Raw genomic sequence first — 15,978 nt, forward strand, 5'->3', positions numbered from 1 at the left:
TAGACCCCCTCCAGGCAGACCCCGTCCACGTAGCCCGCCTTCAGGCAGACCGCGTCCACGTAGCCCCCCTCCAGCTAGACCCCGCCCAGACAGATCCCCAGTCCACATCCCGGACCCTCCCCAAACCGGCTCGCATACCCACCCCCCTCCTCCCATACGCTTGTCCCGTGACCCCCGTCGAGCTGTCCCGCACCGTGCTGCGCGCGGTGCGTCGTGCTGTCGACGGGGGGGAGCTGAGTGTGGCCGTGCCGCAACGGGCCGTCGTCGGGCCGCCGGGTCCCGGAGGGTGTGGTGACTACGCCACCAGCATCGCCCTCCAGCTCGCACGGCCGGCCGGGCAGCCGCCTCTGCGTGTCGCCGAGATCCTGCGGCGGCATCTCGCAGGGACGGACGGTGTCGCCGACGTCGTGGTCACCGGGCCGGGGTTCATCAACATCAGCCTCGATGGGGCGGCGGCCTCCGCGGCCGCCCTGATCCGCGAGATCCTCGACGCCGGACCGGCCTACGGCCACGGCGACTCCCTCGCCGGGCAGGTCGTGGAGCTGCGTATCCCGTACGACGTCCGCGCCGAGGTCGTCGCGGACGCGCTGGTGCGGATCGTCGGCTCGCAAGGGGGGCGCGTCGAGGTCGGCCATCGCGAGCCGGTGAACCTCCGGCCCGTCCCGGCCCCCGACGACCCCGCCCTGCTCGGCCCCGACGCCGCCCGCTGGGCGCTGCTGCACCCCGCCGCCCACGACCGGCCCCGTATCACCGCCGATCACCTGGTCCAGCGCGAGAGCAACCCTCTCTTCCGCGTCCGTTACGCCCACGCCCGCACCCGGGCCCTCAGCCGCAATGCCGCCGATCTGGGCTTCACCCCCGAGCCCGGAGACGTACAGGGAGACCAGCCGCAGGCATGCGTCGCCCCATGCGTCGTCCTCCTCTCCCGCCTCGCCGGCACCCTCGCCGACCACCCCCGCGTCCTGGCCCGTGCGGCAGCACACCGCACGCCCGACAGCCTGGCCCGGCACCTCGTCGACGTCGCCGATGCCGTTCTCGCCGTACTGCCCGCCGTGCTTCCGCGCGGGGACGAGAAACCCTCGGCCGCCCACCGTGCCCGGCTCGCGCTCGCCGAAGCCGCCGGGGCGGTGCTGGCCGGCGGCCTGTCCCTGCTCGGCATCGACGCACCCGATCACCTGTGAACTTGTGAACCTGTGACGCACACAGAAAGCCACCCGAGAACATGAGCCGTTCCGCACACCCCGCCGGGCCCCGTCACGCCGACGTCCTCCCCGAGGGCCACTACTCCGCACCGCCCACCGACCTCAACGTGCTCGACCCGAAGGTCTGGGCCCACACGGTCACCCGCGGCGAGGACGGCGTGGCCACCGTCGGCGGCGTCGACGTCAAGACGCTCGCCGAGCGCCACGGCACCCCGGCCTACATCCTCGACGAGGCCGACTTCCGGGCCCGGGCGCGGGCCTGGCGCAGTGCCTTCGGGTCCGACGCCGACGTCTTCTACGCCGGCAAGGCATTCCTCTCCCGCGCCGTCGTGCGGTGGCTGCACGAGGAGGGGCTCAACCTCGACGTCTGCTCCGGTGGCGAGCTCGCCACCGCGCTCTCCGCCGGCATGCCCGCCGAGCGCATCGCATTCCACGGCAACAACAAGTCCGTCGAGGAGATCCGGCGCGCGGTCGCCGAGGGCGTCGGCCGTATCGTCCTCGACTCCTTCCAGGAGATCGTCCGCGTCGCGCACATCGCGCAGGAGCTCGGCAAGCGGCAGCGGGTGCAGATCCGGATCACGGTCGGGGTCGAGGCGCACACGCACGAGTTCATCGCCACCGCCCACGAGGACCAGAAGTTCGGCATCCCGCTCGCCGGGGGACAGGCCGCCGAGGCCGTGCGGCGGGCGCTGCGGCTCGACGGGCTCGAACTGATCGGGATCCACAGCCACATCGGCTCGCAGATCTTCGACATGTCCGGCTTCGAGGTCGCCGCGCACCGCGTCGTCGGACTGCTCAAGGACATCCGGGACGAGCACGGGGTCGAGCTGCCCGAGATCGACCTGGGCGGCGGCCTGGGCATCGCCTACACCAGCGACGACGACCCCCGCGAGCCGCACGAGATCGCCAAGGCGCTGACCGAGATCGTCACCCGTGAGTGCGAGGCCGCCAGGCTGCAAACCCCGCGGATCTCCGTCGAGCCGGGTCGCGCCATCGTCGGTCCGACCGCCTTCACGCTCTACGAGGTCGGCACCATCAAGCCCCTGGACGGCCTGCGGACGTACGTCTCCGTCGACGGCGGCATGTCGGACAACATCCGCACCGCGCTCTACGACGCCGAGTACAGCGTCGCCCTGCTCTCGCGCATCTCCGACGCCGAGCCGATGCTCGCCCGGGTCGTCGGCAAGCACTGCGAGAGCGGGGACATCGTGGTGAAGGACGCGTTCCTGCCCGCCGACCTGGCACCGGGTGACCTCATCGCGGTGCCGGCGACGGGCGCGTACTGCCGTTCCATGGCGAGCAACTACAACCACGTGCTCCGGCCGCCCGTCGTCGCCGTGAACGACGGCGAGGCCCGCGTCATCGTCCGCCGCGAGACGGAGGAGGACCTGCTGCGCCTCGACGTGGGGTGAGCCGGAGAACGGCAGAAGAAGGGAAAGGGGTGGAAGATCTCCTGTCCGCCACCCCCGTACAAATGAAATCGATGTCTCACGATCCGGACATGGGATAGAAACTCCCGTCCGGTGAGTGAGACTGGTGCAACCGTAGCTGGTATGAGGAAACGAGGTCGGATGATGCGTACGCGTCCGCTGAAGGTGGCGCTGCTGGGCTGTGGGGTCGTCGGCTCAGAGGTGGCGCGCATCATGACGACGCACGCCGACGACCTCGCCGCCCGGATCGGCGCGCCCGTGGAGCTCGCGGGCGTGGCCGTGCGGCGGCCGTCCAAGGTGCGCGAGGGCATCGACGCCTCCCTCGTCACCACCGACGCCACCGCCCTCGTCAAACGCGGCGACATCGACGTCGTGGTCGAGGTCATCGGCGGCATCGAGCCCGCCCGCTCCCTCATCACCACCGCCTTCGAGCACGGCGCCTCCGTCGTCTCCGCGAACAAGGCGCTGCTCGCGCAGGACGGCGCGGCCCTGCACGCCGCCGCGGAGGAGCACGGCAAGGACCTCTACTACGAGGCCGCCGTCGCCGGAGCCATCCCGCTGATCCGTCCGCTGCGCGAGTCCCTCGCGGGCGACAAGGTCAACCGCGTGCTCGGGATCGTCAACGGCACCACCAACTTCATCCTCGACAAGATGGACTCGACGGGGGCCGGCTACCAGGAGGCCCTCGACGAGGCGACCGCCCTGGGATACGCCGAGGCCGACCCGACCGCCGACGTCGAGGGCTTCGACGCCGCCGCCAAGGCCGCGATCCTGGCCGGCATCGCCTTCCACTCGCGGGTGCGCCTCGACGACGTCTACCGCGAGGGCATGACCGAGGTCACCGCCGCCGACTTCCGCTCGGCGACGGAGATGGGCTGCACCATCAAGCTGCTCGCCATCTGCGAGCGGGCCGGGGACGGCCGGTCCGTCACCGCGCGCGTGCATCCCGCGATGATTCCGCTGAGCCACCCGCTCGCCTCCGTGCGCGGCGCCTACAACGCGGTGTTCGTGGAGTCCGACGCCTCCGGGCAGCTCATGTTCTACGGCCCCGGTGCCGGCGGTGCTCCCACCGCCTCCGCCGTGCTCGGCGACCTCGTCGCCGTCTGCCGCAACCGGCTGAGCGGGGCGACGGGGCCCGGCGAGTCGGCGTACGCCGCGCTACCCGTGTCGGGCATGGGCGACGTCGTGACGCGATTCCACATCAGTCTTGACGTCGCCGACAAACCGGGCGTTCTCGCCCAGGTCGCCACCGTGTTCTCCGAGCACGGAGTGTCCATCGATACGGTGCGGCAGCAAGGACGGCAGGACGGGGACGGCGACGCCTCCCTCGTCGTCGTCACCCACCGCGCGTCCGACGCGTCCCTGAGCGGGACGGTCGAGGCGCTGCGCAAGCTCGACACCGTGCGGGGTGTCGCCAGCATCATGCGGGTTGAAGGAGAGTAAGCAGCAATGACCCACCAGTGGCGCGGAATCATCGAGGAGTACCGGGACAGACTGCCCGTCTCCGACACCACTCCGGTCGTGACGCTCCGCGAGGGCGGCACGCCCCTCGTGCCCGCGCAGGTGCTCTCCGAGCGCACGGGCTGCGAGGTCCACCTCAAGGTGGAGGGCGCGAACCCCACCGGGTCCTTCAAGGACCGCGGCATGACCATGGCCATCTCCAAGGCCAAGGAGGAGGGCGCGAAGGCCGTCATCTGCGCCTCCACGGGCAACACCTCGGCGAGCGCCGCCGCGTACGCCGTGCGGGCCGGCATGGTTTCGGCCGTTCTCGTCCCGCAGGGCAAGATCGCGCTCGGCAAGATGGGCCAGGCGCTGGTGCACGGCGCCAAGATCCTCCAGGTGGACGGCAACTTCGACGACTGCCTCACCCTCGCCCGCGCGCTGAGCGAGAACTACCCTGTGGCGCTGGTGAATTCGGTCAACCCGGTGCGCATCGAGGGCCAGAAGACGGCCGCCTTCGAGATCGTCGACATGCTCGGCGACGCGCCCGACATCCACGTCCTCCCGGTCGGCAACGCGGGCAACATCACGGCCTACTGGAAGGGCTACAAGGAGTACGCCGTCGACGGCGTGGCCACGCGCACGCCCCGGATGTGGGGCTTCCAGGCGTCCGGCAGCGCCCCGATCGTGCGCGGCGAGATCGTCAAGGACCCGTCGACCATCGCCACCGCGATCCGCATCGGCAACCCCGCCTCCTGGCAGTTCGCACTGGCCGCGCGGGACGAGTCCGGCGGCTTCATCGACGAGGTGACGGACCGTGAGATCCTGCGCGCCTACCGGCTGTTGGCCGCCCAGGAGGGTGTCTTCGTCGAGCCCGCGTCCGCCGCGTCCGTCGCCGGCCTGCTGAAGGCCGCCGAGCAGGGCAAGGTCGACCCGGGGCAGCGCATCGTGTGCACGGTGACCGGAAACGGCCTGAAGGACCCCGACTGGGCCGTCGCCGGCGCCCCGCAGCCGGTCACCGTCCCGGTCGACGCCGTGGCCGCCGCCGAGCGCCTCGGTCTGGCCTGAGCGGGAACTCCCGCCAAGGGGTGCACAGGGGGCTTACGGCACGCATCGTGCGCCTCCTGTGCGCCCTATGTCGCCACGGAAGCTTCCTTCGGTACGCTGTGCTGAACCCGCCCGCCGCATATGCCTCCGCACATGGAGCATGTGGACGGTGCCGCGCCGCCTCAGCGGTCCGAGGGTCTCCCCGTACGTATCCGATGTCGTATCGAACGTCTTCGACCATCACGCAGCTCTAAGGAGAGTCATCGAGAGATGGCCGGTCCTGCATTCCGCGCCGCAGCCGTAAGGGTGCGTGTCCCCGCCACCAGCGCCAACCTCGGCCCGGGTTTCGACGCCCTGGGGCTCTCGCTCGGGCTCTACGACGACGTGGTCGTCCGGGTGGCCGACACGGGGTTGCACATCGACATCGCGGGCGAGGGCAGCGAGACGCTGCCGCGTGATGAGAAGCACCTGCTCGTACGGTCCCTGCGCACCGCCTTCGACCTGCTCGGCGGGCAGCCGCGCGGCCTGGAGATCGTGTGCGCCAACCGCATTCCGCACGGCCGCGGCCTCGGCTCCTCCTCGGCCGCCATCTGCGCGGGCATCGTCGCCGCGCGCGCCGTGACCATAGGCGGGGAGTCGAAGCTCGACGACACGGCCCTGCTCGAGCTCGCCACCGAGATCGAGGGGCATCCCGACAACGTGGCGGCCTGTCTGCTCGGCGGTTTCACCCTCTCCTGGATGGAGGCGGGTGCCGCGCGTGCGATCAGGATGGACGTCGCCGATTCCATCGTTCCGGTGGTTTTCGTGCCCGGAAAGCCGGTCCTCACCGAGACCGCGCGCGGCCTGCTGCCGCGCACCGTGCCGCACGTCGACGCCGCCACCAACGCGGGCCGTGCGGCCCTGCTCGTCGAGGCCCTCACCCGGCGCCCCGAGCTGCTGCTGCCCGCCACCGAGGACCGTCTCCACCAGGAGTACCGCGCGCCCGCCATGCCGGAGAGCGCCGCACTGGTGGAGCGGCTGCGGGCCGACGGGGTCCCGGCTGTGATCTCCGGCGCGGGACCCACCGTGCTCGCGCTGGCCGACGCGGACAGCGCGGACAAGGTGGCCGATGTGGCAGGTGAGGGCTGGGCCGCGAACCGGCTCGAGCTCGACGCGGAGGGGGCGAGCGTGCTGCCGCTCGCGACCTGACACACGGTTGCCGGATTTCGAGAGGGGGAATGTTTGTTGGATCCGGTAGTGTTAATCTCAAGTCTGCACCCGACCCCACCATGGCGAGGTGCTTCGTGTCCCAGTTCGGGACAGACATTCTTCCGGGAGCCTCCCAAGCCGCACTGTGTTCCGTACGACGTATGCGGGCAGTACCTCGTACGCGAGCACTGAGCGACTTGCCGGGCACGCTCCGGAATCGGTGCGACCGAGCCACGTGACACCGACACTGGGTGCCACGGTCACGGCTCCGGGAAGCGCCATCCCAAGATATTGCCTCCGCCATTTTTGGCGGACCACCGCCCCGGCGCGGTCCAGACAGCAAGGGCCGAAGCCGGAAGCACAACCGGTCGCCGAGCCAGACAGGCCGACGTCCGCTCCAGGGAAGGACCCTTCGTGAGCGACACCACCGATCTGATGGGCGCACGAGTCGAGGAGACTGCTGCCGCGCCCGCCACGGACGCCGCCGCGCCTGCCACCGGTGCAGGCTCCAGGCGACGCCGCGGTACCGGCCTCGACGGCATGGTGCTGGCCGAGCTGCAGCAGGTCGCATCCGGCCTCGGCATCAGGGGCACGGCGCGCATGCGCAAGAGCCAGCTGATCGAGGTCATCAAGGAGGCGCAGGCCGGGGGAGGTGCCGCCGCTCCGGCCAATGCCGAGGCCGCCGCCGAGACCAAGCCCAAGCGCCGCGCCACCTCCAGGTCCCGCACGGGCGATGAGGCCGCCGCGGAGAAGAAGGCGGCCGCGCCGGCCGAGAAGGCCGTCGCCCAGCAGCAGATCGAGATTCCCGGCCAGCCGGCCGGCGGCCCCTCGCGCGATGCCGAGCGGGGCGGAGAGGACGCTCCCGCGGAGCGCCGCCGCCGTCGCGCCACCGCCGAGGCGGGCAGCCCCGAGACGGTCGCCGCCGAGGCGAAGAACGAGCCGAAGGCCGAGACGCCCGCCGCGCAGAACGAGCCCAAGGGCCAGGGACAGAACGACGCCAAGGGCGACGCCGGTGACGGCGACGGCCGTGGCCGCCGTGACCGCCGTGACCGCGACCGCGGCCGGGACCGTGGCGACCGCGGGGACCGTGGCGACCGCCGTGGCAAGGGCGACGACCAGCAGGGCCAGGGCGGCCAGCGCGGCCAGCAGAACCAGCAGCAGGGCGGCGGCCGTCAGGACCGACAGCAGCGCGACAACGGCCCGCAGGACGACGACGACTTCGAGGGCGGCCGCCGTGGCCGTCGCGGCCGCTACCGCGACCGCCGTGGCCGTCGTGGCCGTGACGACATGGCCGCCGGCGAGCCGCAGATCACCGAGGACGACGTCCTGATCCCGGTCGCGGGCATCCTGGACATCCTCGACAACTACGCGTTCATCCGGACCTCCGGCTACCTGCCGGGCCCGAACGACGTGTACGTCTCGCTCGCCCAGGTCCGCAAGAACGGCCTGCGCAAGGGTGACCACGTCACCGGTGCGGTCCGGCAGCCCAAGGAGGGCGAGCGGCGCGAGAAGTTCAACGCGCTGGTCCGCCTCGACTCCGTCAACGGCATGGCGCCCGAACACGGCCGTGGGCGCCCGGAGTTCAACAAGCTGACGCCGCTGTACCCGCAGGACCGGCTCCGTCTGGAGACCGACCCGGGCGTGCTGACGACCCGCATCATCGACCTCGTGTCGCCCATCGGCAAGGGCCAGCGCGGTCTGATCGTGGCCCCGCCGAAGACCGGCAAGACCATGATCATGCAGGCGATCGCCAACGCGATCACGCACAACAACCCCGAGTGCCACCTGATGGTCGTCCTGGTCGACGAGCGTCCGGAAGAGGTCACCGACATGCAGCGGTCGGTCAAGGGCGAGGTCATCTCCTCGACCTTCGACCGCCCGGCCGAGGACCACACCACGGTCGCCGAGCTCGCCATCGAGCGCGCCAAGCGCCTGGTGGAGCTGGGCCACGACGTCGTCGTGCTGCTCGACTCGATCACCCGTCTGGGCCGTGCGTACAACCTCGCCGCCCCGGCCTCCGGCCGCATCCTGTCCGGTGGTGTCGACTCGACCGCCCTGTACCCGCCGAAGCGCTTCTTCGGTGCGGCCCGCAACATCGAGGACGGCGGCTCGCTGACCATCCTCGCCACCGCCCTGGTGGACACCGGGTCCCGCATGGACGAGGTCATCTTCGAGGAGTTCAAGGGCACCGGCAACGCCGAGCTCAAGCTCGACCGCAAGCTCGCCGACAAGCGCATCTTCCCGGCGGTGGACGTGGACGCGTCCGGCACCCGTAAGGAAGAGATCCTGCTCGCCCCCGACGAGCTCGCCATCGTCTGGAAGCTGCGCCGGGTGCTGCACGCCCTCGACCAGCAGCAGGCGGTCGAACTGCTCCTCGACAAGATGAAGCAGACGAAGTCGAACGCCGAGTTCCTGATGCAGATTCAGAAGACGACGCCGACGCCCGGCAACGGCGACTGAGGCGCAGTCTCCAGTCAGTTCCAAGAGTCTCCCAAGAAAGGCCTCCCCCCGTTCACTTCGGTGACGGAGGGAGGCCTTTCGGCGCTGATAGGGAAGGGCGCACTCGCGCGCCCCTCCTGTCACATGTGCCCTGGGGGGAACACTCTTGTCCACACCCCTGTCCGGATCCGGCCGTCACAGACGCCGGATACGGCTCGCCCTGCCCGTCGCCGCCGCCGGTGTCGCCGCGGCCGTCGCCGCCGCGCTGCTGAGCTCGTCGGCGAACGCCGCGACCACCGTGCCGACGCCGAAGACCAAGCCCGCGACCAGCTCCGTTCCGACCGCCGAGCTGAAGCGGCGCATCGCCGGTGCGCTCGCCACCGACGGCACCGCGGGGAAGGCGACGCCGAAGTCGTCCTTCAGCGCGAGCACGACCGGTTCGACCGGCTCGACTGATTCGACCAGTTCCACCAGTTCCACCGGTTCGACCGTGAGCCCGTACGTCATCGGCGGCACCGACACCGCCATCACGTCGGCGCCCTGGATGGCGCAGCTCTGGTACTACGACGACCGGGGCACCACCGACGAGAGCGACGACATCGGGTTCTTCTGCGGCGGCACGGTCGTCTCGCCGACGAAGGTCCTCACCGCGGCGCACTGCACCAAGGACGAGTCCGGCAAGAGCTACAACTGGAAGGCGTACGGCGCCGTCCTGACCGGCACCTCGCAGCTGCCCACCACCGACAGCTCCGGCAACACCGACCTGCACGGCGGCACCGTCTCGCTGCCGCTCAGGCAGTGGACCCACCCGTCGTACAGCCCGACGACGATCAACAACGACATCGGCGTCCTCACCCTCACCGCCCCGGTCAAGGCCACGCCGATCCGGATGACGACGTCCGGCGACACCGCCTCCTACGCGGGCGGCACCAGCGCCAAGCTCTACGGCTGGGGACGCACCAGCTCCACCAGCCAGGACATCTCCGAGACGCTGAAGTCGGCCACGCTGACCATCCACGCCGACACCACCTGCTCCGGCGTCTACGGCAGCGAGTACGTCAAGGGCCACATGATCTGCGCCGGAACGCAGAGCGGCAGCGACAGCGGCACGAAGGCGGCCTGCAACGGCGACTCCGGCGGCCCGCTCGTCGTGAACAACCGCATCGTCGGCGTCGTCTCGTGGGGCGTGACGGACTGCGTGAAGAAGGGCTTCTACAGCGTCTTCTCCAAGGTCAGCACGTACGTGGGCGCCGCCTATGCGAACGTCGACGACGCCAACCTCAGCTACACCGACGGCAAGGCCGACCTGTTCGTGCGCAGCTCCTCCACCAAGGAGGCGTTCGAGAAGGACTCCACGGGCAGCTCGTTCGCCGCGCGCGTGTCCCTGGGCCAGTTCGACGGCTTCAACCTCGTCCTGCAGAGCGACCTGAACCGGGACGGCTACCAGGACCTCGTGCTCCGCCAGAGCTCCACCGGCGACGTCTACTGGCTGCACTACGTGCCCTCGACCGGCTCGTGGTCCAGGACCAAGATGTTCAGCGGCTGGACGACGCGCACCCGCATCGTCACCCCGGGCGACGTCACCGGCGACTACCTGCCCGACGTCCTCTCGGTCGACTCGGCCGGCGCCCTGTGGATCTACCCGGGCAAGGGCAACGGCACCTTCGCCACCCGCGTGAAGGTCGGCACGGGCTGGAACCAGTACAACTCCCTGCGCGGCAAGGGGGACTTCACCGGCGACGGCAAGGCCGACCTGCTCGCCCGCAACAAGAGCACCGGCGACCTGTACCTGTACAAGGGCACCGGCAAGTCGGGCACGGGTGCCTTCTCGGCCCGCATCAAGGTGCGCAGCGCCTGGACCGGCTACAACGCCTTCGACGCGATCGGCGACGTCAGCGGGGACGGCAAGGCCGACTTCCTGGCCCGTACGCCCGGCGGCACGCTGTATCTGTACAAGGGCACCGGTAAGGCCACAAGCGAGATCTTTGCCACAAGAGTCTCGGTCGGCACCGGTTTCCAGTCGTACGACCTCTTCGGCTGAAACCGCAGGTGAGCGCGTTACGCCTGTAAACGTATGTGACGCACTGTGTCCAGACGTCCACCGTGTGGGCACAGTGCGTCGTGCAACCCTTTCTCGGGTTTCTCCGTCTGACCGGATGGAGCGACGATGGTGCGGTACGACCCGTATCGACAGGCCTGTCCCTGGAATCAGGGGGTAACCGACCGGACGAGAACGAGGAGCACATGACCGCCGAGAGCACGCCGGATCCCGGCATACCGGGCGATTCCGGTACCAGCGGCCCGCGCAACAGCGCCAAGGGCCGCCGCCGTAAGCCCCGCAGCAGGCGCCACAAGGGCCTTCTGATCACGGCCTGGACCGCCGCGGGGATCGTCGTGCTGGGTGGCACCGGAGCCGGGTACCTGTACTTCAAGCTCAACGGCAACATCAAGAGCGTCGACATCGACTCGGCCCTCGGCACGTCCCGGCCGACCAAGGTCGACAACGGCTCCGAGAACATCCTCGTGCTCGGCTCGGACTCCCGCGCCGGCGGCAACAAGAAGCTCGGCGGCGGCGCGGACGACGGCAGCGCCCGCTCCGACACCGCGATGATCGTGCACGTGTACAAGGGCCACAAGCGCGCCAGCGTGGTCTCCGTCCCGCGGGACACCATCATCGACCGCCCCGAGTGCACCGACACCCACGGCGGCACCCATCCCGCAGCCCAGGGCGTGATGTTCAACTCCGCCTATTCCACGGGCGGTGCGGCGTGCGCGGTGAAGACCGTCGAGTCCATCACGGACATCCGCATGGACCACTACCTCGAGGTCGACTTCAAGGGCTTCCAGAAGCTCATCGACGAGCTCGGCGGCGTCCCGATCACCACGACCAAGGCCATCGACGACCGCGAGAGCCACCTCGCCCTCAAGGCGGGCGCGCACACCCTCGACGGTGAGCAGGCCCTCGGCCTGGTCCGCACCCGGCACGGCGTCGGCGACGGCTCCGACCTCGGCCGCATCCAGCTCCAGCAGGCCTTCGTCAAGGCGCTGGTCGACCGGGTCAAGCACCTCGGCGTCTTCACCAACCCGAAGAAGCTCTACGACCTCGCCGACACCGCCACCAAGGCCGTGACCGCCGACTCCCACCTGGGGTCGGTGAACTCCCTGATGTCGTTCGCGGGCGGCCTCAAGGGCATCGGCTCCTCGAAGATGACCATGGTCACCATGCCGGTGCAGTACGACCCGGCCAACCGGAACCGTGTCGTCGTGGAGAAGAACAAGGCCGAGCAGGTCTGGACGGCCCTGAGGAACGACCGGGCGATCCCGAAGTCGGCGACCGCCGGGACGGCCACGGGTGACGCGAAGGGCGTCGTCAGCGCCGGCTGAGCGGCACGGCGAGCCTGCCCGAGACCTGCCCGGAATAGAACAGGCGAGCCCCCGGTTTTGGGGGATGGCGCCAGTCCTGGCAGACTGGTACGTCGGCCCCGGTTCACGCCTCCGTATCCCGCGGATGCGACCCGGCGCCCTCCCGAAACTAGGAGACACCTTGAAGCGCGACATCCACCCCGAGTACGTCGAGACGCAGGTCAGCTGCACCTGTGGCGCGTCGTTCACCACCCGCAGCACGATCTCCAGCGGCACCATCCGCGCCGAGGTCTGCTCCGAGTGCCACCCGTTCTACACGGGCAAGCAGAAGATCCTCGACACCGGTGGCCGCGTGGCCCGCTTCGAGGCCCGCTTCGGCAAGGCTGGAGCCGGCTCCAAGAAGTAGCGGGCTTCCATTCGCCGGTCCACGGCCGCGCCCTCCACAGGCGCGCCGGGACCGGCGTTTTTGGTCGTCCGCCTTCCGAATTCCTTTCCGCATTTCAGGAGCCCAAGATGTTCGAGGCCGTCGAGGATCTCGTCGGTGAGCACGCCGACCTGGAGACGAAGCTCGCCGACCCGTCGGTCCACGCCGACCAGGCCAACGCGCGCAAGCTGAACAAGCGCTATGCCGAGCTCACCCCGATCGTCGCCACCTACCGCTCCTGGAAGCAGACCGGCGACGACGTCGAGACCGCGCGTGAACTCGGCGCGGACGACCCGGACTTCGCCGCCGAGGTCAAGGAGCTGGAGAAGCAGCGCGAGGAGCTCACAGAGAAGCTGCGCCTCCTGCTGGTCCCTCGCGACCCCAGCGACGACAAGGACGTGATCCTCGAGATCAAGGCGGGCGCGGGCGGCGACGAGTCGGCGCTGTTCGCCGGCGACCTGCTGCGCATGTACCTGCGCTACGCCGAGCGCGTCGGCTGGAAGACCGAGATCATCGACGCCACCGAGTCCGAGCTGGGCGGCTACAAGGACGTCCAGGTCGCCGTGAAGACCAAGGGCGGCCAGGGCGCCACCGAGCCCGGGCAGGGCGTCTGGGCGCGCCTGAAGTACGAGGGCGGCGTGCACCGTGTGCAGCGTGTGCCGGCGACCGAGTCGCAGGGCCGTATCCACACGTCGGCCGCGGGTGTCCTGGTGACCCCGGAGGCCGAGGAGGTCGACGTGGAGATCAACCCCAACGACCTCCGCATCGACGTCTACCGCTCCTCCGGACCCGGCGGCCAGTCCGTCAACACGACCGACTCCGCCGTGCGCATCACGCACATCCCGACCGGAGTGGTCGCCTCCTGCCAGAACGAGAAGAGCCAGCTGCAGAACAAGGAGCAGGCACTGCGTATCCTGCGCTCCAGGCTGCTCGCAGCGGCGCAGGAGGAGGCGGAGCGGGAGGCCGCCGACGCCCGCCGCAGCCAGGTCCGCACCGTCGACCGCTCCGAGAAGATCCGTACGTACAACTTCCCGGAGAATCGCCTTTCGGACCACCGCGTGGGCTTCAAGGCGTACAACCTTGACCAGGTCCTGGACGGCGACCTCGACGCGGTGATCCAGGCCTGCGTCGACGCGGACTCGGCGGCGAAACTGGCCGCCGCGTAAAGGCCGTACGCACGACCCAGTACGACACGGAGGACTTGCGTGAACCTGCTGCTCGCAGAGGTGGCACAGGCCACCCAGCGGCTGGCCGACGCCGGCGTGCCCTCGCCGCGCAACGACGCGGAGGAGCTCGCCGCGTTCGTGCACGGCGTGAAGCGGGGCGAGCTGCACTCCGTGAAGAACTCGGACTTCGACGCCCGCTACTGGGAGGTCATCGCCCGGCGCGAGCAGCGTGAGCCGCTCCAGCACATCACCGGGCGGGCCTACTTCCGGTACCTCGAACTCCAGGTGGGGCCGGGCGTGTTCGTGCCGCGCCCGGAGACGGAGTCCGTGGTCGGGTGGGCCATAGACGCCGTACGCGCCATGGATGTCGTGGAGCCCTGCATCGTCGACCTGTGCACGGGCTCCGGCGCCATCGCGCTCGCCCTGGCCCAGGAGGTCCCGCGCTCGCGCGTGCACGCCGTGGAGCTGTCCGAGGACGCGCTCCGGTGGACCCGCAAGAACGTGGCCGGCTCCCGGGTCGACCTGCGTCAGGGCAACGCCCTCGAGGCCTTCCACGACCTCGACGGCCAGGTCGACCTGGTCGTCTCCAACCCGCCCTACATCCCGCTGACCGAGTGGGAGTACGTCGCTCCCGAGGCACGGGACTACGATCCCGAACTCGCCCTGTTCTCGGGCGAGGACGGCCTCGAACTCATCCGCGGTCTGGAGCGGACCGCACACCGGCTCCTGCGCCCCGGCGGCGTCGTCGTCATCGAGCACGCCGACACCCAGGGCGGCCAGGTGCCGTGGATCTTCACCGAGGAGCGGGGCTGGGCCGACGCGGCCGACCACCCGGACCTCAACAACCGTCCGCGGTTCGCGACCGCCCGCAAGGCGCTGCCGTGACCGCCCCCCACACCTTTTCCCGGACGTACGTGTACGAGGAGGCCCGCTAGACATGGCTCGGCGATACGACACCAATGACGCGACCGACCGCACGACCGGTCTGCGTGAAGCCGCGTCCGCCGTCCGCCGTGGCGAGCTCGTGGTCCTCCCGACCGACACGGTGTACGGCATCGGTGCGGACGCGTTCTCCTCGGAGGCCGTCGGCGACCTGCTGGAGGCCAAGGGCCGGGGCCGCAACATGCCCTCTCCGGTGCTGATCGGCTCCCCGAACACGCTCCACGGTCTCGTCACGGACTTCTCCGAGATGGCCTGGGAGCTCGTCGACGCCTTCTGGCCGGGCGCGCTCACCCTCGTCGCCAGGCACCAGCCGTCGCTCCAGTGGGACCTGGGCGAGACCCGGGGCACGGTCGCCGTGCGCATGCCGCTGCACCCGGTCGCCATCGAACTGCTGACCGAGGTCGGCCCCATGGCCGTCTCCTCCGCCAACATCACCGGGCACCCGTCGCCGGAGACCTGTGACGCCGCGCAGGAGATGCTCGGCGACTCCGTCTCCGTCTACCTCGACGGCGGCCCGACGCCCGGCAACATCCCGTCCTCCATCGTGGACGTCACCGGCCGCGTGCCGGTGCTGCTGCGTGAGGGCGCACTGTCGCCGGAGGAGCTGCGCAAGGTCGTACCCGACCTCGAGGTGGCCAATTGACAGCCCCTGACGCGGGGCGTGGCATAGGCAACGGGGAACGGGCGACGGAGATCACGACAACGTTTGTCGGGCTTCCACGCGACTGCTTCCGCATCCTCCACGTCAGCACCGGCAACGTGTGCCGCTCGCCCATCACCGAGCGGCTGACCCGGCATCTCGTGACGCAGCGCCTCGGCGTCCTGGGCGGCGCGCTGATCGTGGAGAGCGCGGGCACCTGGGGCCACGAGGGCGCGCCCATGGAGGCCAACGCGGAGCGGGTCCTCGCCGACTTCGGCGCGGACGCCTCCGGCTTCACCGGCCGCGAACTGCTCGACGAGCACGTCATCATGGCCGACCTCGTCCTGACGGCGACCCGCGACCACCGCGGCCAGGTCATCTCCATGGGCCATTCGGCAGGCCTGCGCACGTTCACCCTGAAGGAGTTCACCCGCCTGGTCCGGGCGATCGACCCCGCGACCCTGCCCCCGCTGGAGGACGGCGTGGTCGTCCGTGCCCGGGCCCTGGTCCGCGCGGCGGCCGCTCTACGCGGGTGGCTCCTGGCCCCGACGGCCGAGGCGGACGAGGTGTACGACCCCTACGGCGCGCCGCTGACGTTCTTCCGCTCGATCGGCGACGAGATACACCAGGCACTGGATCCGGTGGTGACGGCGCTGACGGGCCTGCCCGCGAGGAGGTAAGCACCGCGCAGCCCAGG

The 15,978-nt window shown here is 70.3% G+C and carries 14 protein-coding genes; 13 read left to right on the forward strand and 1 reads right to left on the reverse strand.

Annotated features, from left to right (window positions below; all coding sequences use genetic code 11):
- Positions 1-167: 167 nt before the first annotated feature.
- The 6 genes from nrtL to rho all read left to right on the forward strand — a co-directional run bounded on the left by nrtL (position 168) and on the right by rho (position 8,767).
- Positions 168-1,181 (forward strand): ArgS-related anticodon-binding protein NrtL, encoded by a 1,014-nt coding sequence (gene nrtL / locus ACIBN2_RS16790; RefSeq protein WP_399135130.1) that lies wholly within the window; start codon positions 168-170, stop codon positions 1,179-1,181.
- Between the two features lie 41 nt (positions 1,182-1,222).
- Positions 1,223-2,614 (forward strand): diaminopimelate decarboxylase, encoded by a 1,392-nt coding sequence (gene lysA / locus ACIBN2_RS16795; protein WP_399135131.1) that lies wholly within the window; start codon positions 1,223-1,225, stop codon positions 2,612-2,614.
- A gap of 162 nt (positions 2,615-2,776) precedes the next feature.
- The gene (locus ACIBN2_RS16800) at positions 2,777-4,075 is read left to right on the forward strand and encodes a homoserine dehydrogenase (RefSeq protein WP_399135272.1); all 1,299 of its coding nucleotides are present in this window, start codon (positions 2,777-2,779) and stop codon (positions 4,073-4,075) included.
- 6 nt (positions 4,076-4,081) lie between these two features.
- Positions 4,082-5,140 carry a threonine synthase gene (gene thrC, locus ACIBN2_RS16805; protein ID WP_399135132.1) on the forward strand — a complete coding sequence of 353 codons (1,059 nt, stop codon included), beginning with the start codon at positions 4,082-4,084 and terminating at the stop codon, positions 5,138-5,140.
- Positions 5,141-5,389: 249 nt separating this feature from the next.
- Positions 5,390-6,307 (forward strand): homoserine kinase, encoded by a 918-nt coding sequence (gene thrB / locus ACIBN2_RS16810; protein ID WP_399135133.1) that lies wholly within the window; start codon positions 5,390-5,392, stop codon positions 6,305-6,307.
- 414 nt (positions 6,308-6,721) lie between these two features.
- Positions 6,722-8,767 carry a transcription termination factor Rho gene (gene rho / locus ACIBN2_RS16815; RefSeq protein ID WP_399135134.1) on the forward strand — a complete coding sequence of 682 codons (2,046 nt, stop codon included), beginning with the start codon at positions 6,722-6,724 and terminating at the stop codon, positions 8,765-8,767.
- 174 nt (positions 8,768-8,941) lie between these two features.
- Here rho and ACIBN2_RS16820 read toward each other — a convergent pair whose 3' ends face one another.
- Positions 8,942-9,253, reverse strand: coding sequence for a hypothetical protein (locus ACIBN2_RS16820; protein ID WP_399135136.1), 312 nt, complete (start codon positions 9,251-9,253; stop codon positions 8,942-8,944).
- On the opposite strand from ACIBN2_RS16820, the gene ACIBN2_RS16825 reads away from it, so the two are divergent.
- The 7 genes from ACIBN2_RS16825 to ACIBN2_RS16855 all read left to right on the forward strand — a co-directional run bounded on the left by ACIBN2_RS16825 (position 9,237) and on the right by ACIBN2_RS16855 (position 15,961).
- Positions 9,237-10,787 carry a trypsin-like serine protease gene (locus tag ACIBN2_RS16825; RefSeq protein ID WP_399135137.1) on the forward strand — a complete coding sequence of 517 codons (1,551 nt, stop codon included), beginning with the start codon at positions 9,237-9,239 and terminating at the stop codon, positions 10,785-10,787. The two genes, ACIBN2_RS16820 and ACIBN2_RS16825, sit on opposite strands and share 17 nt — an antisense overlap.
- 203 nt (positions 10,788-10,990) lie before the next feature.
- Positions 10,991-12,130 carry an LCP family protein gene (locus ACIBN2_RS16830; RefSeq protein ID WP_399135138.1) on the forward strand — a complete coding sequence of 380 codons (1,140 nt, stop codon included), beginning with the start codon at positions 10,991-10,993 and terminating at the stop codon, positions 12,128-12,130.
- A 160-nt stretch (positions 12,131-12,290) separates the two neighbouring features.
- On the forward strand, positions 12,291-12,515 hold the full coding sequence (gene rpmE, locus ACIBN2_RS16835; RefSeq protein ID WP_350835713.1) for a 50S ribosomal protein L31: 225 nt from the start codon (positions 12,291-12,293) through the stop codon (positions 12,513-12,515).
- Between the two features lie 107 nt (positions 12,516-12,622).
- Positions 12,623-13,699: a peptide chain release factor 1 gene (gene prfA / locus ACIBN2_RS16840; RefSeq protein WP_399135140.1), complete on the forward strand. Its 1,077-nt coding sequence runs from the start codon at positions 12,623-12,625 to the stop codon at positions 13,697-13,699.
- Between the two features lie 39 nt (positions 13,700-13,738).
- On the forward strand, positions 13,739-14,584 hold the full coding sequence (gene prmC, locus ACIBN2_RS16845; RefSeq protein ID WP_399135141.1) for a peptide chain release factor N(5)-glutamine methyltransferase: 846 nt from the start codon (positions 13,739-13,741) through the stop codon (positions 14,582-14,584).
- Between the two features lie 52 nt (positions 14,585-14,636).
- Positions 14,637-15,284 (forward strand): L-threonylcarbamoyladenylate synthase, encoded by a 648-nt coding sequence (locus ACIBN2_RS16850; protein ID WP_399135143.1) that lies wholly within the window; start codon positions 14,637-14,639, stop codon positions 15,282-15,284.
- A complete protein-coding gene (locus ACIBN2_RS16855; protein WP_399135144.1) occupies positions 15,281-15,961 on the forward strand; it encodes a protein-tyrosine-phosphatase in 681 nt (226 codons plus the stop codon). Before ACIBN2_RS16850 ends, ACIBN2_RS16855 begins: the two co-directional genes overlap by 4 nt.
- Positions 15,962-15,978 lie beyond the last annotated feature (17 nt).

It is taken from the genome of Streptomyces sp. NPDC050534 (assembly GCF_044457745.1).
Classification (GTDB): Bacteria; Actinomycetota; Actinomycetes; order Streptomycetales; family Streptomycetaceae; genus Streptomyces.